This is a genomic window from Streptomyces sp. NPDC048481 (assembly GCF_043200075.1).
GTDB lineage: Bacteria > Actinomycetota > Actinomycetes > Streptomycetales > Streptomycetaceae > Streptomyces.
This window is the reverse complement of the sequence record NZ_JBICXC010000016.1, coordinates 75,874-98,087: the sequence shown is the minus strand read 5'-3', so window position 1 is coordinate 98,087 and position 22,214 is coordinate 75,874. Positions and strand designations below refer to the sequence as shown.

General features: G+C 74.3%; 19 protein-coding genes. 4 read left to right on the top strand and 15 right to left on the bottom strand.

What is annotated here, in order from left to right; all coding sequences use genetic code 11:
* Positions 1-151: 151 nt before the first annotated feature.
* The 4 genes from ACGFSH_RS33160 to ACGFSH_RS33145 are packed head-to-tail and all read right to left on the bottom strand — an operon-like array spanning position 152 to position 2,977.
* Positions 152-754, bottom strand: coding sequence for a dTDP-4-dehydrorhamnose 3,5-epimerase family protein (locus ACGFSH_RS33160; protein ID WP_393355073.1), 603 nt, complete (start codon positions 752-754; stop codon positions 152-154).
* Between the two features lie 18 nt (positions 755-772).
* A complete protein-coding gene (locus tag ACGFSH_RS33155) occupies positions 773-1,432 on the bottom strand; it encodes a sulfotransferase family protein (RefSeq protein ID WP_393355071.1) in 660 nt (219 codons plus the stop codon).
* A 17-nt stretch (positions 1,433-1,449) separates the two neighbouring features.
* On the bottom strand, positions 1,450-1,896 hold the full coding sequence (locus tag ACGFSH_RS33150; protein ID WP_393355069.1) for a carboxymuconolactone decarboxylase family protein: 447 nt from the start codon (positions 1,894-1,896) through the stop codon (positions 1,450-1,452).
* 52 nt (positions 1,897-1,948) lie between these two features.
* Complete coding sequence (locus tag ACGFSH_RS33145) at positions 1,949-2,977, bottom strand: methyltransferase (RefSeq protein WP_393355067.1); 1,029 nt, start codon at positions 2,975-2,977, stop codon at positions 1,949-1,951.
* A 207-nt stretch (positions 2,978-3,184) separates the two neighbouring features.
* Here ACGFSH_RS33145 and ACGFSH_RS33140 point away from each other — a divergent pair, with 207 nt between their 5' ends.
* On the top strand, positions 3,185-3,802 hold the full coding sequence (locus tag ACGFSH_RS33140) for a DsbA family protein (protein ID WP_393355065.1): 618 nt from the start codon (positions 3,185-3,187) through the stop codon (positions 3,800-3,802).
* Positions 3,803-3,808: 6 nt separating this feature from the next.
* Here ACGFSH_RS33140 and ACGFSH_RS33135 read toward each other — a convergent pair whose 3' ends face one another.
* Entirely contained in the window at positions 3,809-4,687 is an 879-nt protein-coding gene (locus ACGFSH_RS33135; protein ID WP_393355063.1) for an NmrA/HSCARG family protein, read from the bottom strand.
* Positions 4,688-4,785: 98 nt separating this feature from the next.
* Positions 4,786-5,514, bottom strand: a complete 729-nt coding sequence (locus tag ACGFSH_RS33130; RefSeq protein WP_393355061.1) for an SDR family oxidoreductase — start codon at positions 5,512-5,514, stop codon at positions 4,786-4,788.
* Between the two features lie 334 nt (positions 5,515-5,848).
* On the opposite strand from ACGFSH_RS33130, the gene ACGFSH_RS33125 reads away from it, so the two are divergent.
* The 3 genes from ACGFSH_RS33125 to hemG are packed head-to-tail and all read left to right on the top strand — an operon-like array spanning position 5,849 to position 10,444.
* Positions 5,849-7,372, top strand: coding sequence for an FAD-dependent monooxygenase (locus tag ACGFSH_RS33125; protein WP_393355059.1), 1,524 nt, complete (start codon positions 5,849-5,851; stop codon positions 7,370-7,372).
* 4 nt (positions 7,373-7,376) lie between these two features.
* The gene (locus ACGFSH_RS33120; protein ID WP_393355057.1) at positions 7,377-8,906 is read left to right on the top strand and encodes an FAD-dependent monooxygenase; all 1,530 of its coding nucleotides are present in this window, start codon (positions 7,377-7,379) and stop codon (positions 8,904-8,906) included.
* Between the two features lie 59 nt (positions 8,907-8,965).
* Positions 8,966-10,444: a protoporphyrinogen oxidase gene (hemG, locus tag ACGFSH_RS33115; protein WP_393355055.1), complete on the top strand. Its 1,479-nt coding sequence runs from the start codon at positions 8,966-8,968 to the stop codon at positions 10,442-10,444.
* Positions 10,445-10,517: 73 nt separating this feature from the next.
* Here hemG and ACGFSH_RS33110 read toward each other — a convergent pair whose 3' ends face one another.
* The 9 genes from ACGFSH_RS33110 to ACGFSH_RS33070 all read right to left on the bottom strand — a co-directional run bounded on the left by ACGFSH_RS33110 (position 10,518) and on the right by ACGFSH_RS33070 (position 22,134).
* Positions 10,518-12,269 carry an FAD-dependent monooxygenase gene (locus ACGFSH_RS33110; RefSeq protein WP_393355053.1) on the bottom strand — a complete coding sequence of 584 codons (1,752 nt, stop codon included), beginning with the start codon at positions 12,267-12,269 and terminating at the stop codon, positions 10,518-10,520.
* Between the two features lie 167 nt (positions 12,270-12,436).
* A complete protein-coding gene (locus ACGFSH_RS33105) occupies positions 12,437-12,901 on the bottom strand; it encodes a pyridoxamine 5'-phosphate oxidase family protein (RefSeq protein WP_393355051.1) in 465 nt (154 codons plus the stop codon).
* Positions 12,870-14,012 (bottom strand): threonine aldolase family protein, encoded by a 1,143-nt coding sequence (locus tag ACGFSH_RS33100; RefSeq protein ID WP_393355049.1) that lies wholly within the window; start codon positions 14,010-14,012, stop codon positions 12,870-12,872. The genes ACGFSH_RS33105 and ACGFSH_RS33100 overlap by 32 nt, the downstream gene beginning before the upstream one ends.
* 4 nt (positions 14,013-14,016) lie before the next feature.
* A complete protein-coding gene (locus ACGFSH_RS33095) occupies positions 14,017-15,492 on the bottom strand; it encodes an aldehyde dehydrogenase family protein (RefSeq protein WP_393355047.1) in 1,476 nt (491 codons plus the stop codon).
* A complete protein-coding gene (locus ACGFSH_RS33090; protein ID WP_393355045.1) occupies positions 15,489-16,586 on the bottom strand; it encodes a hypothetical protein in 1,098 nt (365 codons plus the stop codon). The genes ACGFSH_RS33095 and ACGFSH_RS33090 overlap by 4 nt, the downstream gene beginning before the upstream one ends.
* Positions 16,528-18,372 (bottom strand): asparagine synthetase B family protein, encoded by a 1,845-nt coding sequence (locus ACGFSH_RS33085; protein WP_393355043.1) that lies wholly within the window; start codon positions 18,370-18,372, stop codon positions 16,528-16,530. Before ACGFSH_RS33085 ends, ACGFSH_RS33090 begins: the two co-directional genes overlap by 59 nt.
* Positions 18,360-19,364: an alpha/beta hydrolase gene (locus ACGFSH_RS33080; RefSeq protein WP_393355041.1), complete on the bottom strand. Its 1,005-nt coding sequence runs from the start codon at positions 19,362-19,364 to the stop codon at positions 18,360-18,362. The genes ACGFSH_RS33085 and ACGFSH_RS33080 overlap by 13 nt, the downstream gene beginning before the upstream one ends.
* Positions 19,361-20,767, bottom strand: coding sequence for an MBL fold metallo-hydrolase (locus tag ACGFSH_RS33075; RefSeq protein ID WP_393355039.1), 1,407 nt, complete (start codon positions 20,765-20,767; stop codon positions 19,361-19,363). Before ACGFSH_RS33075 ends, ACGFSH_RS33080 begins: the two co-directional genes overlap by 4 nt.
* Positions 20,767-22,134, bottom strand: coding sequence for a formylglycine-generating enzyme family protein (locus ACGFSH_RS33070; protein WP_393355037.1), 1,368 nt, complete (start codon positions 22,132-22,134; stop codon positions 20,767-20,769). Before ACGFSH_RS33070 ends, ACGFSH_RS33075 begins: the two co-directional genes overlap by 1 nt.
* Positions 22,135-22,214: the final 80 nt, after the last annotated feature.

The following is a 22,214-nucleotide window of genomic DNA, read 5'->3' as shown; positions in this document are numbered from 1 at the left end:
GGGGGGTGGGGGGGGCGCGCGCGGGGCGGCCCGGGGGGGGGGGCCCGGGGGGCCCCGGGCGGGGGGCGCCCCCCGGGGGGGGGGGGGGCCGTGCGGGGCGGGGGCGGCCCCGGGCCCCCCCCCCGCCGTACTCGTCCTCCGGTCGCTTCCGTCAGCCCGCCGCCGCGGTCAGCGGACGCGGCGGGCACTGTTCCCAGGTGGGCAGCAGACCGGCCGCCGCCGCCTCGGCCAGGGTGGGCGCCGCGGCGTCCTTGTCCGAGCGGATCGGCGGCTCCTTCAGGTCCCACGGCAGGGCGAGGGCCGGGTCGAGCGCGTCGACGTCGATCATCGTCCCCGGCACGTACTCCTGCGAGCACAGGTAGCTCATGCAGGTGTCGTCGGTGAGGGCGAGGAAGGCGTGCCCGACCCCGTCCGGCAGGTACACCGCCGTCCCCGTCTCGGGACTTTGCAGGGTGACGTCGTAACAGCCGAACGTCGGCGAGCCCACCCGCAGGTCGACGGCTATGTCGAGGGCCTTGCCGCGCACGCACGTGACGAACTTGTCCTGGCCGGGCGGCACCGTGGTGCCGTGGATGCCCCGCAGGGTGTTGCGCCGGGACACCGAGTAGTTGACCTGGCGCACCGTGAACTCCCAGCCGCTCTGCGCGAGCAGGGAACTGGCCCGCACGGACTCGAAGAAGAGGCCGCGGCGGTCGCTCAGCGGCTCCGGCTCGAGCCGGTAGGCGCCCGGGACCGTCATTTCCGTTATCAGCACCGAAGGCTCCTCACACGCTCAGCCGGTGGCGGCCGCGGCGCCGGCCGCCGCGGCGATCCGCTGCCGCATGGACGCGGTGTCGTTGGTGCGCGGGAACTCCTCGCGCGGGACGTCGACGCCGAGGAAGGCGCACAGCGGCTCCCAGCCCTCGCGCACGTCGTAGACCAGGACGTTGTCGGCGCCCATGACGCGCACCACCTCCTCGTTGTGCCGGTGGTACACCTCGACGGCGTGGTCCTTGTCGGAGAACCGGCCGCCGAACAGCCCGTCCCAGACCATGGTGCCGGTGATGCGGAACAGCCGGGCCTGGGCGCTGCCGGGCTCCGGCGGGTTCGCCGCGCTGCGCAGGGCGAACTGGTACAGGGTGTCGTGGGTGCTGCGGTACCAGCTGTCGGCGTCGCGCACCGTGAGCAGCACCTTGGCATCCGGGAACGCCTCGCTGATCTGCCGGTAGTAGAGCGCGCAGGGGCCGTCCACGGCGGAGCGGTAGCCGTCGAAGGCGGCCGCCCAGTCGGGGCGCTCGCCGTCGCAGACGATCCGCTCCCACTGCCGCAGCCGTTCGGCGTCGCCGACGATGTCGAACATGTGGAAGGACGGGCCCAGGCCGAGCCGGTCCAGGGCCGCCTTCAGCGAGGTCGTACCGGTCCTGCCCAGACCGGCGTTGATGAGTTTCAGCACGGTGCCGTCTTCCCTTCTCAGCGCCAGGCCGCGTCTTCCTGGCGGGTGGCGACGTTCACCCGGTTCCAGAAATTGACCAGGCCGATGTGCATGACCAGCGCGCCGAGCTGCTCGTCGGTGTAGTACCGGGAGGACTTCTCCCAGACCTCGTCCGAGGCCATGTCCTGCGGGTCGGTCATCAGCGTGACGGCCTCCGCCATCTCCAGCGCGCAGCGCTCGGCCTCGTCGAAGCAGGTCTCGGTGCGCCAGTCGGCCACCCGCTTCAGCCGCTCGTCCGTCTTCTTCGCCTGCTGGGGGTCGTCCGAGAACGTGTAGACACGGCCGTTGATCTCGCTGACGCGCAGCCGGACGAGGTCGAGGGTGGTCTGCGGCACGCCCACCTTGCCGATGACCTCGGTCAGGTCGAGCAGGGGCTGCAGGGCGCCGGGAACGACCAGGGAGGGGTTGTCCATCCGTGGGGTCATCGGGTCTTCTCCTGTGCGGTATGCGGGAATGAGTCGGTTGCTCGCGGCGGCCTCAGACCGGGATGCCCTCGATGACCGAGATCGGCGCGCTGGTGGGAACGGCCCTGGTGAGCTCGAAGCCGGCCTTCGCGAACAGCTCGCGGTACTCGGCGAGCGTGCGCTCGCGGGCGCCGAGCATCAGCATCAGCCAGAGGTCGATGGTCTTGCCGAGGTGCTTGTCGTTGTTCTCCGGGATCACGTACTCGACGACGAGCAGCTTCCCGCCGGGCGCGATCGCCTCGCGCGCGTTGCGCAGCGCGGTGACGGCGTCGGCCTCGGAGAAGTCGTGGATGATGTGCTTGAAGACGTAGGCGTCGCCGCCCGAGGGCAGCTTGCCGAGATAGCCGCCGTGCTCGATGGTGAACCGGTCGGCCACTCCGGCCGCCTCGAAGAGCGCCGGGGAGTCGACGGTGGCGATCTCGGAGTCGTACAGCACCCCCTTGACGTCCGGCGCCTGCTTCAGAATGCCCGCCAGGAGGTTGCCGCGGCCGGCGATGACGTCCACGACCGTGCCGAACCCGGAGAAGTCGTAGGCGGCCAGGATCGGGTCGGTCTCCGAGGCGGACAGTTCGCCGAACGCCTGGAAGAACACCCGCGCGTAGTCGGGGTGGGCGTGGAAGAAGTCCAGCGCGCCCATGCCGCGCAGCTTGGGCAGGTTGGCCTCGCCCGTCTCCACGGTGTCGAAGAGGTGGCCCCACTCCTCCCACAGCGTGGGGTGGTTCATCAGCAGGGCGAAGCCGCGCATCGAGTCCGGGGCGTCCTCGCGCAGCGGCTCGGACAGCGCGCTGTTCTCGTACCGGCCGTCGGGGCGGACCGCGAACACGCCGTGGCCGGCGAGCGCCCGCAGGAGGCGGTGGGTCGCCTCCGCGTGGGAGCCGACGCGCGCCGCGATGTCCTCGGCGGACAGCGGGCCGTCGGCCAGCACGTCCGCGACGCCGAGCCGGGCCGCGACCGATATCGCCTGGGTGATCACCGCGCCCTGGACGAGATGGAGCAGCGCATACGAGTCTGACTGGTCACGAACCTCGGGCAGCACGGACATGCCTTTCCTTTCGGAGTGCATTCTTCGCGGATTCCAGACAATAGGTCGGCGATTCTCGAAACCGCAACTTCCGTATTCCCGCAATGACCTTCGCGTGTTCAACCGGGGAATTTGAGCGGTTGAACAGGGGCCGTCCAGCACCACTCCAGTGAAATTCCGGCCCCGCTTGCCAAATTGTTCCGGCCCGGCTACGTCGAGGAGGACCCGTTGGAGCACGACATTCCCACCCCGGTGGATTTCTGGTTCGACCCGACCTGCCCCTGGGCGTGGCTGACGTCCCGCTGGATCCTGGAGGTCGCCCGGCAGCGGCCCCTCGACGTGCGCTGGCACCTGATGAGCCTGACGGTGCTCAACGAGGGGCGCGCCGACCTGCCCGAGCGCTGGCACCGCGACCTCGCCGCCCGGCTGGAGCCGGTGCGGGTGTGCGCCGCCGCCGAACAGGCCCACGGCGCGCAGGTGCTGGGCGCTCTGTACACCGAGCTGGGCACCCGCTTCCACCTGGAGCGCGCGCCCCGGGAGCGTGCCACGTACGCGGCGGCGCTGACCGCCGCGGGCCTCGACCCCGCCCTCGCCGACGCGGCCGGCAGCGACGCGTACGACGGCGCGGTGCGCGCCTCGCACCACGACGGCATCGGCCGGGTCGGCGCGGACGTCGGCACCCCCGTCGTCGCGGTCGGGGACGTGGCGTTCTTCGGGCCCGTGGTGACGCCCTCCCCGCGCGGGGAGGCCGCGACGCGGCTGTGGGACGGGGTGCTCGCCGTCGCCGCGACCGAGGGGTTCTTCGAGCTCAAGCGCACCCGCACCCGGCAGCCGGTCTTCACCTGAGCGGCCTCAGCGGGCCGCCGCGGCCACGGGCGCCGTCCAGTTCTCGGTCAGCCAGCGCTCCAGCGTGACCAGGCCGGGCCGCGAGCGGCGCAGTTCCTCCAGGTCGGCGCGGTACCCGTCGCGCTCGAACCAGTCGAACATGTTGGCGAGGTCCGGGCGGGCGTTGCGCAGCGGCTCGATCGGCAGCTGCTGGTAGCGCGTCGGGACGCCGGAGGCCGCCTCGAAGGCCGCGGCCATCTGCGGGCCCGTCAGGGAGTCGCCGGCGATCTCGACCACGCGGCCCAGCCAGGCGTCCGCGTTCTCGAAGGCGTCCGCGGCGAACACGCCGATGTCGTCGGTCGCGATGAGCTGCACCGGGATCCGCGGGTCCAGCCACATGGCCAGCACCAGCCCGTCCCCCGCCGGGCGCGGGGCGATGTCGAGCAGGATGTCGTGGAACATGACCGGCCGCAGCACCGTCGTCGGCAGGTCCAGGGTGCTCAGGTACCGCTCCACCCGGTGCTTGCTCTCGAAGTGCGGCACGCGGGTGTCGCGGTCCGCGCCGCCGACCGAGCTGTAGACGAAGTGCCGCACCCCGGCGCGCACCGCGGCGTCCGCCACCGCACGGCCCTGCCGCTCCTCGGCCTCGACGCCGCCGGGCTGCCGGAACGTCTGGACGCTGAACACGCCGTGGACGCCCCGCATCGCCGCCGTCAGCGACGCCTCGTCGTCCATGTCGCCGCGGACCAGGACCGCGCCCGCCTCCCGCAGCGCCTCCGCCTCCGCCTTGGCCGGGTCGCGGACCAGGGCGTGCACGGTGTGCCCGCGCCGCAGCAGTTCGCGGGCCACCGCCCCGCCCTGCCGGCCGGTCCCGCCCAGCACCAGGATCGTTCCGTCAAGCGCCACTGTGTGTCTCCATGTCTCGTGACCGCCGGGGACTGCTCCGGCGGTGCGGTTCGGATGCGGCGGGCCGTGGGGCGGCCACCGCGCGTCGGGGCCGTCCGCTACCAGGGGACGGGCCCCTCGTCCGCCAGGCACACGCCCGACGGGCCGGACTCGTCCAGCAGGGCGAGCCGGACCACGACGGCGGCCCCTTCGGCGGGGGTGCGGGGGCCGCGGTGGTGGTTGATGTCCGTGGCCACCACTCCGGGCAGGGCCGCGTTGACCTTGACCGGGGTTCCCCGCAGCTCCTTGGCGTAGGCGACGGTGACCGCGTTCAGGGCGGTCTTCGACGACTGGTAGGCGATCATGTTGACGCCCGCCAGCGGGGAGTCCGGGTCCGAGTTCAGGGTCAGCGACCCCACGTGGCTGGACAGGTTGACGATCCGGCCGGCCGGGGAGCGGCGCAGCAGCGGCAGCATCGCGTGGGTCACGGTGACCACGCCGAGGACGTTGGTCTCGTAGACCTCCCGCAGGTCGGCCGCGGTCGCCGCGCTCGGCGCGCCGGTGAAGCCGCCCGCGGTGCCGGCGTTGTTCACCAGGATGTCGAGCCGGCCGTGCCGCCGTTCGATCTCGCGGGCCGCCTCGGCCACGCCCTCCGGGTCCGTCACGTCGAGCCGCAGCGCCGTCGCGGCGATGCCGTCGGCGGCCAGCGCGTCGGCGGCCTGCTTGCCGAGCGTCTCGTCGCGGGCGCCGACGACGACGACGATCCCCCGCTCGCCGAGCTGCCGGGCCGCGGCGAACCCGATGCCCTTGTTGGCGCCGGTGACGAGGGCGATCTTCTCGTCTGTCACGTCAGCTTCCTTTCAGCGGCCGGTAATCTGCGCATTCACTCCGGGAAGATCCGGAAACCCGGGGAAACCCGAGAAGGACCGGGAAGGCCCGGGAAGAAGAAAACCCGAAGGCGCCCGACGATATTGCTGCGGCGCGGACCGCGCACTCAAGTGTTCACCGCCGCCCGTTCGTCGCCGCTGTTCACCGCCGCTGTCCACCGCCGTGTTCAATTGCGCCGACTCCACGGTCGAACACCGCACCGCGCCCGCGGAATTCGGAATCGTTGCGGCCCGAGATCGCCCTGAGTAGCTTCACCATGGCCAACCATTGCCACAGCGCAGAGGGCCTCAAAGAATGAAGACAACTGACGTCATCGTGGTCGGTGCGGGGCCGGTCGGCCTGATGCTGGCCGGAGAACTGCGCCTGGGCGGGGCCGACGTGGCCGTCTACGACAGGCTGCCCGCCCCGACCGAGGAGTCCCGGGCACTCGGCTTCAACCGGCGCACCGCCGAGTCGCTGGACCAGCGAGGGCTGCTGCCGCGCCTGGGCGCGTTCCGATGGGGCCCGATGGGCCACTTCGGCGGGGTCCGCTTCGACCTCGGCCTGCTCGACGAGGACCACAGCGGAGTGCTCGGCCTGTCCCAGACCCGGACGGAACAGGCTCTGGGCGCCTGGCTGGACGAACTCGGCGTGCCGGTGCGCCGCGGTCACGAGGTGAGCGCGCTGCGCGAGACGGCCGACGGCGTCGTGGTGTCCCTGACCGGTCCCGACGGCCACCGCGACGAGGCGGCCCGGTACGTGGTGGGCTGCGACGGCGCGGACAGCACCGTGCGCGCGCTGGCCGGCATCCCCGCCACGGGCTGGGAGCCCACCCGCGGCATGTACACCGCGGAGATCACCGGCGTCACCCCCCGCCCCCGGCCGATCGGCGAACGGCTGCCCGGCGGCCGCATGGTGGTGTGCACCCCGCTGGGCGAGGGCCGCTGCCGGGTCGTCGTCCACGACCCGGACCTGCCCGCCCGCCCGGAGCCGGGCGCGCTGACGTTCGCCGAGGTCGCCGACGCGTGGCGGCGGCTGACGGGCGAGTCGATCCACGGCGCCCGGTGCCTGTGGCTGTGGGCCGCGGGCAACTCCTCGGCGCTGGCCCAGGAGTACCGGCGCGGCCGGGTGCTGCTGGCCGGCGACGCCGCCCACGAGATCCCCCCGCTGGCCGCCTGGGGGCTGAGCGCCGGACTTCAGGACGCGGTGAACCTCGGCTGGAAGCTGGCGGCGACGGTGCGGGGCGAGGCCCCCGAGGGCCTGCTGGACACCTACCACGCCGAACGCCACCCCGTCGGGCGGCAGTTGATCCGCAACGCCCGCGCGGCCGCCAAGCTCTACCTCGGCGACGAGGCCATGGACCCGGTGCGCGAGGTCGTGGGCGAGCTGCTGGCCCACAAGGACGCGGCCGAACAGGTCGCCGGGGTCGTGAGCGGCCTGGGCATCCGCTACGACCTGGCCAAGGGCGACCACCCCCTGCTCGGCCGGCGCATGCCGCCCGAAACGGCGCTCACCCTCGCCGACGGCGGCGGCGTCCGCGTCGCCGAACTCCTGCGCACCGGACGCGGCCTGCTGCTGACCACCCACGACGCCGACGCCTCCGTGGCCCGTGCCGCCGACGGGCACGCCGGCCGGGTCGACGTCGTCACCGGCGCCTGGGCCGGCGCGCCCCGCACCCCGCTCGACGCCGTCCTCGTGCGCCCCGACGGCTACGTCGCCTGGACCTCCCCCGGCACCGCCGACGACCTCGCCGAGGCGCTCGAGCGCTGGTTCGGCGCGGGCCGCGCCCCGCAGTCCGCCGGCCGGGGAACGCCGGCGGCTCCCTTTGTGAAGGAGTGAACGCATGGCCAGGGATGTGATCGTCGTCGGGGCCGGCCCCGTCGGACTGATGACGGCGGGCGAACTCAGGCTCCGCGGCGTGGACGTCGTCGTCTACGAGCGGCTGCCCGCCCCGACGCGCCAGTCGCGCGGCGCGAGCTTCACCAGGCGCACCGCCGAGTGCTTCGACCAGCGCGGCCTGCTCGGCCGGCTCGGCGCCACCGAACCCGCCGACAGCCACTTCGGCGGGCTGCCCATCGACCTCGGCATGCTGGACGAGGACCACTACGGGCACCGCGGGGTCTCCCAGTTCCGCACCGAGCGGATGCTGGAGGAGTGGGTGGGCGAACTCGGCGTGCCCGTCCTGCGCGGCCGGGAGGTGACCGCGCTGCGGCAGGACGACGACGAGGTCGTGGTGGACGTCGACGGCCCCGACGGGCCGGCCGAGGACCGCGCCGCGTACCTCGTCGGCTGCGACGGCGGCCGCAGCACCGTGCGCCGACTGGCCGGGATCGCCTTCCCCGGCACGGACGGCCGGCGCGGATTCCTCACGGCCGACGTCACCGGCATCGACACCCGCAGACGGCGCATCGGCGAGGACCTGCCCGGCGGCAGCATGGTGATGGCGATGGACCTGGAGAACGGCGTCACCCGGGTCGTCGTCCACGAGGCGGGCACACCGCCGCCGGCCGACCGCGACGCGATCGCCTTCGCCGACCTCGCCGACGCCTGGCAGCGGCTCACCGGCGAGTCCATCCACCACGGGCGGTGCCGCTGGATCAGCTGCTTCACCGACGCCTCGCGGGCCGCCGCCGAGTACCGGCGCGGCCGGGTGTTCCTGGCGGGCGACGCCGCGCACGTGCAGCCCCCGGCGATGGCCCAGGGGCTGAGCGTGGGCGTGCAGGACGCGGTGAACCTCGGCTGGAAGCTGGCGGCGACGGTGCGGGGCGAGGCCCCCGAGGGCCTGCTGGACACCTACCACGCCGAACGCCACCCCGTCGGAGAGCAGTTGGCGCGCAACGCCCGCGCGGCGATCGAACTGCGGCTGACCGGCGAGGACATGGACCCGGTGCGCGAGGTCGTCGCCGAACTGCTGGCCCACAAGGACGCCGCCGAGTACGCGGCGGGCATGCTGAGCAACCTGGGCATCCGCTACGACCTGGCCAAGGGCGACCACCCCCTGCTCGGCCGGCGCATGCCGCCCGAAACGGCGCTCACCCTCGCCGGCGGCGGCGGCGTCCGCGTCGCCGAACTCCTGCGCACCGGACGCGGCCTGCTGCTGACCACCCACGACGCCGACGCCTCCGTGGCCCGTGCCGCCGACGGGCACGCCGGCCGGGTCGACGTCGTCACCGGCGCCTGGGCGGGCGCGCCCCGCACCCCGCTCGACGCCGTCCTCGTGCGCCCCGACGGCTACGTCGCCTGGACCTCCCCCGGCACCGCCGACGACCTCGCCGAGGCGCTCGAGCGCTGGTTCGGCGGCGGCCACCGGCTCTCCAGCAGCCCTCGACCGACGGGCCAAGAGCCCCGGCCAGACTGCCAGGACCTGTCTTGACGCCGGGCGCCGGCGCCGAGACGGCCTCTCACGACACTAACCACGAAGGATCTGGTGGAATGGCTGGCACCGAACAGGATCAGGTGAGTGGAAAGCCCCATGTGGTCGTCATCGGGGGTGGCATCGCGGGACTGGCGGCGGCGTTCCAGCTCCGCGACGAGCCGGTGCGGGTGACGGTCCTGGAGGCGTCCTCCCGGCTCGGCGGGAAGCTGTCGGTCTCCGAGGTGGCGGGCGTCCCCGTCGACGAGGGGGCCGAGTCGCTGTACGCCAACCGGCGCCGGACGACCGGCCTCATCGCGGACGCGGGACTCGGCGAGAAGATCATGTCGGCCGGCGTCACCGCGTCGGCGATCTGGACCGGGGGAGCGGTACGGCACCAGCCGGCCCGTCAGTTCATGGGCGTCCCCTGCGACATGGACGACCTCGCCAGGTCCGGCGTGGTCTCCGCGGCGGGCGTCGAGCGGGCCCGGCAGGACCTGGTGCTCCCCTCCTTCGACCGCGAGGGCGACGTCTCGGTCGCGGACCACGTCGGCGGACGCTTCGGCCAGGAGGTCGTGGACCGCCTGGTCGAGCCGTTCCTCGCCGGCGTGTTCGCCGGCCGCGCGACGGACCTGTCCTTCGAGGCCACCCTCACGCCGCTGGCGAAGGCCGCCCGCTCGCACGTCTCGCTGGCGGACGCGGCGGCCTCGCTGACGCCCGTGCTCGCCGAGGGGGAGAAGCCGCCGCCCGTGCGGGTGGCGACCCTCGACGGCGGGTTCGGCTCGCTGCCCGCCGTGCTCGTGCGCCAGGTGCTCGCCGCGGCGCCCGACGCGACGGTGCGCACCGACGCCCCGGTGCGCGAACTGGCCCGCCGCGCCGACGGCTGGCGGGTGAACGTGGGCGCGGCCGACGCCCCGGAGCACATCGACGCCGACGCCGTCGTCATAGCCGTCCCGGCAGGACCCGCCGGCAGCCTGCTCGCCCAGATCCCGGGAACCGCCCCGGCCGTCTCGGCGTTCGCCGAGGTGCCCTACTCGAGCGTCGCGGTCGTCACCCTCGCCTACCCGCGCGCCGCGTTCCCGGGCGGCCTCTCGGGCCGCGGGTACGCCGCCTACCGGGTGCCCGCGAGCGAGGGCAAGGCCGTCAAGGAGGTCACGTTCACCACCGTGAAGTGGCCGCACCTGGCCGGCGAGGTGGAGATCGTGCGCTGCTCCATCGGCCGGTTCGGCGAGGAGGATCTGCTGCGGCGCGACGACGCCGACCTGGTGGCCCTGGCCACCGCGGAACTGGCCGAGGCCACGGGTGTGCGGGGAGCCCCGGTGGCCCGCCGCGTCAGCCGCTGGCAGGACGCCCTGCCGCAGTACACCGTCGGCCACTTCGACCGGGTGCGGCGCATCCGCGAGACGGTCGCCGCCCAGCCCGGCCTCGCCGTGTGCGGCGCCCTGTACGACGGCGTGGGCGTCGGCGTGTGCATGGCCTCCGCACGGCAGGCCACCGAGCAGGTCCTGGCCCATGTGCGGCAGAACGCCGCCGCCCGCCCGGCGGCGGTCGGGGCCTGAACCGGCCCCCGCGCGACACAGCAGCGGCCGTGCCCGACGCCGGGCACGGCCGCTGCTGTGTGCGCCGCCGCGGTCAGCGGTCCAGTACCGCGGCGAACGCCCGGGCCAGGACCTGCTCCGGGTCCCCGGCGCCGTCCGCGCTGCGCCAGGCGACGTGCTGGTCGGGACGGACCAGGAGCGCGCCGGCGTCGCCGATCTCCCGGACGGCCTCCCAGCCGCCGTCGACGTCCGCGTAGTCGCCGCCCTCGCCGATGCGGACCGTGGTGACACGCACCGAGAACTTCTCCGCCACCCGGGCGGCCGCCTCGCACCAGGGTGCGCCCTGCGGGCCGGTGATCAGCGTGAAGTCGGTCCTGCCGGTGAGGTCGAGCGTCGACAGACGCCGGTCGCCGGAGGTGATCCAGGCGTGCGGCAGGCGGTGCCCGGGGCGGGACGTCGGCCGGTGCTCGTTGCGCATGGGGACGCGGGCCGGCGGCTCACTGCCGTCCGCGACGAGCGCGCCGTCCTCGTAGTGGAAGCCCACCTCCATGTCGAGGGACTGGCAGCCCCCGCGGTGGGTGTGGAAGATCTCCAGGGCGCGCTGCCGCACGGTGTCGCCGAGCGGCGAGGGGTCGAAGTACGCCTCCAGCCGCTGCCTGCGGCGTCCCGCCGGGATGTTGTGGCCGGCGCCGACGGCGTCGATGACCGCCTGGTGGTGGACGGCGGCGGAGACCGCCCAGTCGACGTTCTCCCGTCCCACGGGCCGGCGCTCGGACTCGTAGGTGTCGATCAGGCCGGCGCTCGCGCGGCCGCTCAGCACCGCGGCCAGCTTCCAGGCGATGTTGTGCGCGTCCTGGATGCCGGTGTTCAGGCCGAGGCCGACGGCGGGGGGCTGGCGGTGCGCGGCGTCGCCGGCGATCAGCACACGGCCGACCCGGTAGCGGTCGGCGAGGTGCGCGTGCACGATCCAGTCCGTCACCTTGTGGACCGTCACCTCCAGGTCCGGGATGCGCAGCAGCTCCCGGATCCTCGGCACGACGCTCTCGTCGTCCCAGCGTCCGGGCGGGCCGGGGGCGAAGTGCAGCCCCCACTGCTCGCACTCCTTGCCCCAGCGCGGCCCCATCTCGATGAGGTTGCAGGACAGGTCGGGGTCCTCCGGGCTGAGGAAGTGCGTGATGAGCGTGCCCTCCTCCCACCACTCGGACAGATCCGCGGAGAAGTAGACGGTGGTGGTGTTGACCAGTCCGGGCGGGCCCTGCATCTCGATGCCGACCCCGGCCCCGACCATGCGGCCGCCGTCGGCGCCGATGAGGTACTGCGCCGTGACGGTGGTGGTCTCCCCGCTCTCCAGGTCGCGCACCTCGGCGACGACGTGGTCGCCCTCGTCGGAGAACGACAGCAGCTCGTGGTGGAACAGGATCCGCCCGGGATTGCGCTCCTCGGCGTGCCTGCGCAGGATCGGCTCCAGCCACATCTGCGGCAGCTTGGCGGGCAGCAGGGGCCCGGCCGCCGCGTACGTCTCGCGCAGTTCGCCGCCGCCGAAGGCGTCCATCTCGTGGATCAGGCGCCGCTCCAGCGGCCCGTCGCCGGCGAGCGTGGTCTGCCAGCGCACCTTGCCGAACTTCTCCAGCGGCGCCGCCTCGGCGAGCACGTCGTCGGCGACGCCGTGCTGCCGGAAGATCTCCATCGTGCGCTGGTTGAGGTAGTGGGCCTTCGGAACCCTCGACGTGTCCGCGTGCCGTTCCACCAGCAGATGATCGACGCCCTGGTCGGACAGGAAGACGGAGGCGGACAAGCCGCATCCGCCACCGCCCACGATCAGAACCGGAACCTCGATGGCTCCCATATTCGCCCCTTAAGGATCGACCGATGCCTTGCCAGTGGCAGCCTGGCAAAGCCGTCTTCAACTCCGGTCAAGCACGACTGGACCGCAGCCCCGCCGGCCGGTCGCACGGGTGACCGGCCGGCGGGCGGGACGGGCGTTCGGGGGCGCGGCGGCCCGGGCGCCACCGGTCAGCCGAGCCAGACCCCGTCGCGCATCAGGGTGCGCCCGGACAGCTCGTTCGCCTCCCGCCAGGCCTGCACGCGGCGGGGCCGGACGCGGAAGTACTGGTAGGGCTCGTCGAGCTTGCGCGGGTCGAACCCGGTCTTGGCCGCGAAGGCGTCGCCCAGCTCATCGCCCAGTTCGCTCGCGTCCACCGGCTCCGCGACGCCGTCGACGAGGACGACGTCGCGCGTCGGGCCGAGGCCGAGCCGCACCCGGCCGTCCGCCAGCAGGTTGCGGCCGGTGACCGAGTCGCGGGGCGTGGAGACGAGGATCGCGGTCCCGTCCCAGAGGTAGGACAGCGGGATCAGGTGGACGCCCTGCGAGGCGCCCGCGCCCGCCGTGGCCACCCACAGATCGACGTCGCTCTCCAGTCTCGCCCGAGTGTCCCGCAACCGTTCCTCAAGCCCGCGCGCGGGTGGCTTCGTCGTCATGCTTCCTCCGTCGTTGTCGTCGGGGCGGATCGTCGTCGGTGGACCGCGCCGGCCGGGGCCCGGACACGGCGGCCGCCACGGCCGCCACCGCCCGGACGGCCGCGCGCACTCCGATCATGTCGTGCTCCCGGTGGGTCGCGAAGCGCACGTGCGCGTTCGGCAGCGGCAGGACGAGCACCCCGTGCCCGGCCAGGCGCTCGGCGCACTCCGCGGCGGCGACCCCCGGCAGCCGCGCCATGACCATGTTGGTCGGCCGCGGCGGGCGCATCACCTCCACACCGGGCACCTCGGCGAGCAGTGCGGCGAGCGCGGCGGCCCGTTCGTGGTCGGCGGCCAGGTCGGGCAGCCGGTCGAGCGCCGCCAGGGCGGGAGCCGCGAGGACCCCCGCCTGGTGCAGCGAGCCGCCCAGCCACCCCCTCAGCTCACGGGCGCGGGCCACGTACGCGCGCGACCCGCACAGCAGGGCGCCGGCGGGGGCGCCGAGCCCCTTGGAGACGGAGAACGCGACGCTGTCCGCCGGCCCGGCCAGCCGCGCGGGCGGCACACCGAGCGCCACGGCCGCGTTCGCGAGCCGGGCGCCGTCCAGATGGAGGTGCGCGTCGTGCCGGTGGGCCGAGGCGGCCAGCGCGCCCACTGCGCCGGCGTCCAGCGCGTTGCCCGAGCACATCATGCTGGTGTTCTCGACGCAGACCACCGTGGGCCGGTCCGCCCGGACGGCGAGCAGCGCGGCCACGGCGTCGGGGTCGGGCAGCCCGTCCGGGCGCTGAGGCACCGTCAGCAGCTCGACGCCGCCGAACCGGCGCAGCCCGTCCGGCTCCAGGAACGCCATGTGGCTGTCCACGCCCGCGATCACCCGGGGGGCGGGGGAACCCGCCGGGCCGTACGCGGCGAGCGGGGCGAGCAGGTTGGCCATGGTGCCGGTGGGCGTGAACAGCGCGGCCTCGGTGCCGAGCAGCGCGGCGACGCGCTCCTCCAGGCGGGCGACCGTCGGGTCGTCGCCGTACACGTCGTCGCCGACCTCGGCCGCGGCCATCGCCCGGCGCATCCGCGCGTCCGGCACGGTCCGGGTGTCGCTGCGGAAATCGAGGTGCGGGGGCCCGGTGCGCGTCACGGCGCTACCGCCCCGGCCGGTGGGCCACCCAGACGGCACGCGCCCGGGTGTAGCCCTCCGCCGCGTGCAGGCCCAGCTCCCGGCCGTACCCGGACTGGCCCAGACCGCCGACGCTGACCGTCTCCTCGGTGTCGCCCCAGGTGTTGACCCACACCATGCCGGCGCGCAGGGCCCGCGCGAAGCGCTCGGCGCGATGGGCGTCACCGGTCCACACCGACGCCGACAGCCCGTACGCGGTGTCGTGCGCGAGGGCCAGGGCCTCGTCGTCGGCGGCGAACGACGCGACGGACAGCACCGGCGCGAAGATCTCCTCCCGCCAGGCGCGGCTGTCGAAGGGCGCCCGGTCGACGATCGCCGGGTGGACGTAGAACCCGCCGTCGAGGTCGTGCCGGACCGAGGAGCGGCCGGGCGGGAGGATCACCCGCGCACCCTGCGACGCCGCCCGCTCGACCACTTCGGCCGCGCGGTCGGCGGCGGCCGCGCTGATCAGCGGGCCGAGGTCGGTGCCGGGACCGGCCGGGCGGCCGACCACGAGGGCCCCCGCCAGGTCGGCGACGCGGGTGACGAACTCCTCGTGCACGGCCCGGTCCACGATCAGCCGTGAGCCAGCCACGCACACCTGGCCGGTGTTGCCGGTGAAGCCGGTGACGACGGCCCGCGCCGCCGCGTCGAGGTCGGCGTCGCGGAAGACGACGACGGGGCTCTTGCCGCCGAGTTCGAGACAGACGGGCTTGAGGCCGTCCGCGCAGCGCCGCGCGACGTCGCGCCCGGCCGCCGTCGAGCCGGTGAAGCTGACCATGCCGACGGCCGGCTGCTCGCACAGCAGCCGGCCCGTCGCGGCGCCGCCGTAGACGGCGCCGAGCACGCCGTCGGGGAGCACGTCGCCGGCGCGGGCCACCAGGCGGCGCACCGACAGCGGCGTCTCGGGCGCCGGTTTGACGACGACCGTGTTGCCGTGGGCGAGGGCGGCGGCGATCTTCCAGACGGCCAGCAGCAGCGGGTAGTTGTTCGGGGCTATGGCCGCGCACACGCCGACCGGCACACGGTCGGTGTAGGTGCGCATGCCGGGCCCCGCCGGATGGGTCTCGCCCACCGGGTACCGGGCCGCCGCCGCGAACCAGTCGACCACCTGGGCGGCGAAGTCGACCTCGCCCAGGGCGCGCGCGGTGGGCTTGCCCGCGCTCAGCCGCTCCAGCGCGGCGAGTTCCGCGCGGTCCTCGCGCAGCAGGTCCGCCAGCTCGCGCAGCAGGCCGCAGCGCCGGGCCGGCGAGGTGTCCGCCCAGACGTCGTGGAACGTGGCCGCGGCACGGGTGACGGCGGCGGCGACGCCGGCCGCGTCGGTGTCCGGCACACGGGTGACGGTGCGTCCGGTGGCGGGATCCAGCACCGGGCGGCCCGCGGGGTCCGTGGAGTTCGTCGGGTTCGTCGGGTTCGCGGGGTTCGCACGGACGTCGCGGTCCGTGGGGGCGGGCGCGGTCATCCCAGCACCGCCGCGTTGCCGGCCAGCCGCAGCGCGCCGTCGATCGCGCCGACCAGGCCGAGGAAGGCCTGCGGGCCGAGGTCCGCGCCCGCGCTGCCGAGCAGCCTGAGGTCGTAGCCGTCGGGATGCCGCCACCAGGCGTCGCAGGCCCCGAACCGGGCGCTGGAGTACCCCAGGTGGACCGGACGGCCGTCCAGCTCGCGGATCTCGGTGTCGGCTGGGTGCTTGTCGCGCTCGGGCGGGAACACGAGGCGGCCGCCGCCGGTGCGCTGCGCCGTCAGACGCAGCTCGCCGCCCGACGGCGAGGAGTAGACGACGTCCAGCTCGCGCACGGCCGCGCCGTCGCCGAACGTCGCGGCGCTCTCCGCGCGGAAGCCGCCGGCCGTCACCGGCACCCCCTGGGCGGTGAGGAAGTCCTCGACCCGGTCCGAGGGGACCCAGTCGCCCTCGTGCTCGCGCCCGCGCCGGTGGAAGTGGAAGACGCCGGTCGGCACCGACACCATCGCGGCCGGATAGCGGGCCCAGTAGCTCAGTTCGGCGAACGGCGTGGCCAGCACCCTCGGCACGGCGTCGGGGACGGCCGGACGCAGCCCCGCGAACAGCGCGACCAGCTCCTCGTCGGTGAACTCGCCCTCCAGCACCGACAGTTCGACCGTGGTGCGGGCCAGCCGGGCGCTCGCGGCCCGATGGCCCAGGTAGTCGGTGCCGAGCCAGACCACCCGGCCCGAGCCGATCTCGGCGGGACGGGCCCGGCTGCCCCACAGGCACGGGTGGTCGGCGGCCGGGAACGCCCAGTCGTACAGGAACTGCTTCAGGCGCAGCCGCCGCCCGCCGCCGGAGATCTCCGTGCGGTAGCCGGCCGGGTTGGCGTCGCTCCACGGCGTGCGGCCCTCGGCCTCGACCCGGCCGGGGGGCGCCTCGCGGCGCAGCGTCCCCACGCTGCCGTCGCAGCCCCGGGGAAGCCGCGACGGCCGCCACAGCACGAAGTTGCACCACTCCTGGGCGCGGCTCTCCTCGATCGCCGGGGGCACCCGGTCAAGATCGGCCGCGCGGTCCAGGAACTGCCAGCGCCACAGGGGTACGGGACGGTTCACCATGACTCCTCGGATCGGTGCGAAGCTCCGCGAGGTGGCCGAGCCAGGCGGAGGTGGAAGCAAGGAACATCCACTCCCCGACGCCCAGTTCGGCCCGCAGCGCGGCCGGCATCGGCGGCAGGCCGAAGGGGGAGCCGAGCCCGTCGGCGAGATCGGCCAGCCGGCGGACGTACCCGGGGTCGGTGGGGGTGGGGAAGCCCTGCTTGGGGCGGTGGCGCACCGAGTCGGGCAGCAGGTCGGCGAGCGCCTCCTTCAGCAGCCCTTTGTGGCTGCTGCCCGGCTCGCCGGAGTCCTTCAGATGCTCCGGGCAGCGGAACGCCAGCTCGGCGAGGGCGACGTCCTGGAAGACCGGCCGGTCCTCCAGGGTGAAGGTCGCCGACGTCGCGTCGACCATGTCGTTGACGTACACCAGGAAGCGCCGCAGCAGGTGGTGCCGGCCGCGCTTGAGCGGCGAGGCCGTCTTGATCGCCCGGTACTCGTCCATGGTGCGCTCCCACACCCGGTCGGTGACGGCCGTCATGTCGACGTCGAGTTCCCCCGCCATCCAGCTCACCAGCCGCGCCCAGACGGGCCGTTCGTCGGAGTACAGCTGGTGCGTCAGGTAGTGGCGCCCGTGGATGAAGGTGGGCGCGTACGGGTCGACGACGGGGAAGTAGCGGCCGGCCTGGTAACCCCACAGCTCGTCCGCGCCGTGGCCGGAGTAGACGACCACGTTGCGGTCGCGGGAGATGGCGCCGTACAGGTGGTGCATGGCCAGCTCGGCGCCGTGCAGCAGCGGCCGCATCAGCCGGGTGGGCAGGACCGGCACCAGCTCGGCGGCCCGGTGGCGGTCCAGGTCGCACACGGTCAGCGGCACCCCGAGCCGCTCGGCGACCTCGGCGGCGTGCACCGCGTCGTCGCCCGAGCCGCCGATGCCGTCCTGGTAGCGCAGGACGTACCCCTCCACGGGCACGCCCAGCGCGGTCAGGGCCGCCACCGCCGCCGTGCTGTCGACGCCCCCGCTGAGCACCGCCGCCCGCGGGACGTCGGACACGGCCCGCTCGGCGATCGCCCGGTCGAAGGCGGCCCGGATCTCCTCGGCGCTCACCGGCCCGTCCACCGGCGTGGGCCGCCAGTAGCGGTGGGTGCTGGTGCCGGGACGGTCCACCGACAGGTATTCGGCGGGTTGCAGGGCCCGCACCCCGCGCAGCCAGGTGTGGTCGTCGGCCGCGTCCATGCGGATCCAGGAGCGCAGGACGTACTCGTCCGGGTCCACCTCCGGGGTCACCAGGCCGGTGCGCAGGAGCACCTGCGGTTCGGAGGCGAACAGGAGCCCGCCGTGGGTGAAGGCGTAGAACAGCGGTTTGACGCCGAAGTGGTCGCGGGCGAGCACCACGCGGCCCGTCCAGGTGTCGTGCCAGGCCAGGGCGAACATGCCGGACAGCGGCCGCAGCGCCGCCGCCGGATCGTCCTCGCGGCACACCTGTTGCAGGACGAACTCGGTGTCGCAGTCGGTCCGGCGCGGCCACAGCGGCGCGGCGGGCGAACGGGAGCCGTACACCTCGCCGTTGTGCACCAGGACGATCCGCCCGGTGGGGTCGGTCATCGGCTGGTCGCCCGCCTCGGAGCGGTCGCGGACCGCCAGGCGCGTCGCGCACAGCATGACGGTGCCGCACGCCGACACGTACGGGGCGCAGGCCGCCTCGCCCCGGTGCGCCATCGCGCCCGTCATCGTCCGCCCGAGCGCGTCCATCCAGTCGGCGTCCCGGCGTCCCTCGAAGCTGACGAAGCCCGCTATGCCGCACACGCGCCGGCCTCCGTCCCGTCCCACACCCGCCACAGCCGGGCCAGGCCCTCGGCGAACACGTGCTCGATGCCGTGGTGTCCGCCCTCGTGCTCGAGGTAGGAGTGCGGGACGCCGTGCCCGTCGAGGGCTGCGTGCAGGGCGCGGACGCCCCAGTGCATGCCGTAGTCGTCGCGCTCGCCGACGCTGAGGTGCAGCAGCCCCAGCCCGGAGAGCCGGCCGGCGTGCGCGGGGAGCATCCGCACCGGGTCGTGGCGCAGCCACCGCCGCCACACCTCGTCGCGGAACAGGCCGCTCACCGGGTCGCACGGCAGGGCGTCGGAGGGCGTCGTCCCGGGTGCGTCGGCGTAGCACATGCCCATCGCGACGATGCTCATCGCCACCATGAACGGCACGTCGTGCGGGCCGCTGTCGCGCCGGGCCAGCAGCGCCTCGACGCCGCCCGCGGCCCGCACGGTGTCCAGCGCGGCGGGCACCAGCGGCAGGTAGCTGTGCTCGAACCCGGCGTCGGGCGAGAAGGCGAGCACCGCGCCGAACAGGTCGGACGTCATGCCGGCGACCAGCGCGCCGTAGCCGCCGCTGGACTTGCCCGCGACCGCCCGCCCGGCCGGCTCCGCTCGCGTCGCGAACCGCCGGTCCACCTCGGCGACGATCTCCGCGAGGTGCCCGGCGTAGCGGCCGCAGGCGGCGGAGTCGATGTACTGCGAACCGCCGTAGCGGGTCGTTCCGTCGACCACGACGAGCAGGGCGGGCGGCACCCGGCCGTCCGCCATCGCCGCGCCGAGCCGGTCGGCGACCGAGCCGCCGAAGGCGAGCGCCCGGTTGGCCAGGCTCGGATGGGCGCCGTAGCCCGGCAGCCAGTAGACCACCGGGTAGCGCCGCACGCCGTCGTAGCCCGGCGGCAGGTGCACCTCGACGCGACGGCGTTGCGGGTCGCCCAGCGGGTTGCCGCGCAGCGCGGCGCTGTCGTGTTCGAAGACGACGGGCTGGTTCATGGTGTGCTCTCCTCGCGCACCGCGCGCTCCATGTGGCGGGTGTAGAACGACGGGTGGTGGAAGACGGCGGAGAGCAGCACGCCGTCGCTGGCCCACAGCCCGAAGGAGCTGCCGAACAGCAGGTCGGCGCCGAGCAGGGCCTCCAGTGTGGCGGCCGCGATCTCGGTCCACCCCTCGCCGCCGGCGAGATGGCCGCGGGCCGGTCCCGGGCCGAGCCGTACGACGCGTGCGGCCACCGGGTCGAGCAGGAAGGACGTCTCGCGGCCGTCGTCCTCGTACAGCGAGACGACGTGACGGCCGGCGCCGTGGTCCAGCGCCCGGTACCAGTAGTCGGTCGCCACCAGCCGGTCCAGCAGCTCGCGCAGCATGTCCTCGGCGTCGCGGGTCTGGCGGCCGTACCGGTCGGCGCGGGCGTCGAACGCCGGCACCGGGGTGCTGGGGTCGAGGGTGACGGCGGCGTACACCGCGTCGAAGTCGTACGCGCCGGGCGCCACCGGCCCGTCGGACAGGGCGGCCTTGCCGTGTCCGGCCTCGATCACCTGGCCCGGGCCCCACAGCAGGCCGTCGCGGCCCAGCTCGTCCAGGCGGTGCAGCGCCTGCACGGGGGTGAGGGGGAAGATCGTGCGGTTGCACCAGTCGTAGTCGCGCTCGCCGTCGCCGCTGATGCGCCAGCCGAACGAGGAGGGCACGGTGACGGCCGCGGGGATCGCGTCGACGTAGCGGTCGAAGTTGGCGATCGCGCGGGCGCGCACCGCGTCCGGGTCGGTCAGCGGGCGCCGCTCGGTGAGCACGCCGGGCGGCGAGACGCTGTGCGCGGGGACGAACACGGCGTCCAGTTCCGGCGCGTCGGCGCGGCGGAAGGCCGCCACGGTGTCCTCGTGCAGCAGCGCGTCGCCGCACAGCATGACGGCCGCGTCGTCGGTCTGCACCAGCACGCTCATCTCGGGGAAGGAGACGGCCGAGGGGAACGTCCGCAGCGTCGCCCCGCCCAGGGTGACCGTGTCGCCCGGCGTCACCGGCTGAAGGTTGTCGAAGCCCAGGCGGCGCAGCGTCCAGGCGATCGCCTGGTGGCCGAGCCCGGACGCCGTCAGCTGCGGCGGCACGGGACCGGCGGGATAGACGCAGGTGACGGAGGAGCTCTGGCGCGGGCTGTCGTCGAAGTCGACGTCGGCGCCGTCGACCAGCCGCCGCAGCGAGGGGAAGTGGTGGTGGTCGAAGTGGTGGTGACTGAGCACCACGTAGTCGATCCCGTCGTCGAGCACCTCGCGGACCAGGCGGTCCGGCAGCGCGGGATGGTGCTCCCAGAAGCGGTCCAGGCGCTGGGTCAGCCACGGGTCGAAGAGGATGCGCTCCGTGCCGGTGTCGACGAGGACCGCCGCGTGGCCCAGGGAGGTCAGGCGCATCACCGGCTCGTCTCGTACACGCAGCGGAAGCCGACCTCGTTGTGCCGGTCGGTGATCAGGTCCTTGCCCCGGTAGAACGTGGTCAGGCAGGTCGGCGGGGAGGTCCAGGTGCCGCCGCGCAGCACGTGGAAGGCCTCCTTGCGGTTCATGAAGTCCAGCGGGTGCCGGCCCTTGAAGAAGGGGTCCATGTCGTCGCCGGTGTAGAAGTTCGTCCGCGTCAGCTCCCAGACGTTGCCCGACATCTGAAGGCAGCCATAGGGGCTCGCGCCCTGAGGGAGGGCGTCGGCGGGCAGTACCGGGTGGGCGGGATTGTCGCCCTGCGAGATGGTGACCAGCAGCGCCTCCAGGGAGTCGAGGTCGGCCACCTCCTCGCCGAACGAGCGCTCCACGTAGTTCACCCGGTCCGGGTCGAAGTGCTCGCCCCACGGGTAGCGGCGGCCGTCCACGCCGCGCGCCGCCTTCTCCCACTGGACCTCGCTGGGCAGCGCGCCGCCGGCCCACTTCGCGAAGGCGTAGGCGTCGTACCAGTCGATGCCGACGACGGGCATGCCGGGCGCGTTGAAGCGCGGGTCGTGCCAGTGCACCGGGCGGTGCGAGCGCTCCAGCGGCTGGTCGGGATGGTCGAACTCGCCGGAGTCGCCGACCTCGTCGAGGAACTCGCGGTAGCGGGCGTTGGTCACGGTGGTCCGGTCGATGAGGAACGCGGGCACGTCCACGGCGCGCAGCGTGCTGTCGTCCTGCGCCATGCGGAAGGCGTCGGGCTGCACGTCGGCGCCGATGATCGCCGGGCCGCCCGGCACGAGGACCACGTCGGCGGTGCGCCGGGGGCGCTTGCGCGCGGCCTCGATCCGCGCCCGCATGTCGGAGAAGTACTCGTCCTCCAGGCGGCGCAGTTCGGCCGGGTCGCGGGTGCCGAAGACGGCGATGAGGGCCCGCTTGGTGAGCGCCGCACCGCAGCCGACGGGCTTGCGCGTCCAGTCGGGGCGGGTGAAGTTGCTGGGCCAGCCGGAGATGCGGACGAGGTCGGGGACGGCGGCGGCGATCCGGTGCTCGGCGATGACCTTCAGCGCCGTGAAGGCGACCCAGTCGACCGTGTCGTGGGTCGCGGCCGCCACCGCGGTGTCGGCGGCCGGGTCGCCCGCGTGGTGCTGCGCCAGCAGCCGCACCGCGCCGGCCCGCACCGGCCATTCGGGATGGGTGACCGCGACAGACGCCAGCAGCGGTATCCCGTCGGCGGCCCGCCCCCGGTCCTCGGCCAGCGCGACGACGCGTTCCACCGAGGCCCAGTAGCGCTCGTCGGTGGAGTCGTCGGTCACCAGCAGCTCGGCGGGAATGTCGATGACTTCTGAAACGCGATTACCTACCATCTCAGCCTCTCTCGGACGACGCGCCGCCCGTACGGAGGCATTCCATACGGGCGGCGCGTTCGCTGGTCAGCGGATCACCA

Bases quoted from the DNA above. Each gene is read 5' to 3' on its own strand.
- ACGFSH_RS33150 (WP_393355069.1), bottom strand. From the start codon at position 1,896: ATGACCCCACGGATGGACAACCCCTCCCTGGTCGTTCCCGGCGCCCTG.
- ACGFSH_RS33145 (WP_393355067.1), bottom strand. From the start codon at position 2,977: ATGTCCGTGCTGCCCGAGGTTCGTGACCAGTCAGACTCGTATGCGCTG.
- ACGFSH_RS33125 (WP_393355059.1), top strand. From the start codon at position 5,849: ATGAAGACAACTGACGTCATCGTGGTCGGTGCGGGGCCGGTCGGCCTG.
- ACGFSH_RS33120 (WP_393355057.1), top strand. From the start codon at position 7,377: ATGGCCAGGGATGTGATCGTCGTCGGGGCCGGCCCCGTCGGACTGATG.
- hemG (WP_393355055.1), top strand. From the start codon at position 8,966: ATGGCTGGCACCGAACAGGATCAGGTGAGTGGAAAGCCCCATGTGGTC.
- ACGFSH_RS33110 (WP_393355053.1), bottom strand. From the start codon at position 12,269: ATGGGAGCCATCGAGGTTCCGGTTCTGATCGTGGGCGGTGGCGGATGC.
- ACGFSH_RS33105 (WP_393355051.1), bottom strand. From the start codon at position 12,901: ATGACGACGAAGCCACCCGCGCGCGGGCTTGAGGAACGGTTGCGGGAC.
- ACGFSH_RS33095 (WP_393355047.1), bottom strand. From the start codon at position 15,492: ATGACCGCGCCCGCCCCCACGGACCGCGACGTCCGTGCGAACCCCGCG.
- ACGFSH_RS33080 (WP_393355041.1), bottom strand. From the start codon at position 19,364: ATGAACCAGCCCGTCGTCTTCGAACACGACAGCGCCGCGCTGCGCGGC.
- ACGFSH_RS33075 (WP_393355039.1), bottom strand. From the start codon at position 20,767: ATGCGCCTGACCTCCCTGGGCCACGCGGCGGTCCTCGTCGACACCGGC.
- ACGFSH_RS33070 (WP_393355037.1), bottom strand. From the start codon at position 22,134: ATGGTAGGTAATCGCGTTTCAGAAGTCATCGACATTCCCGCCGAGCTG.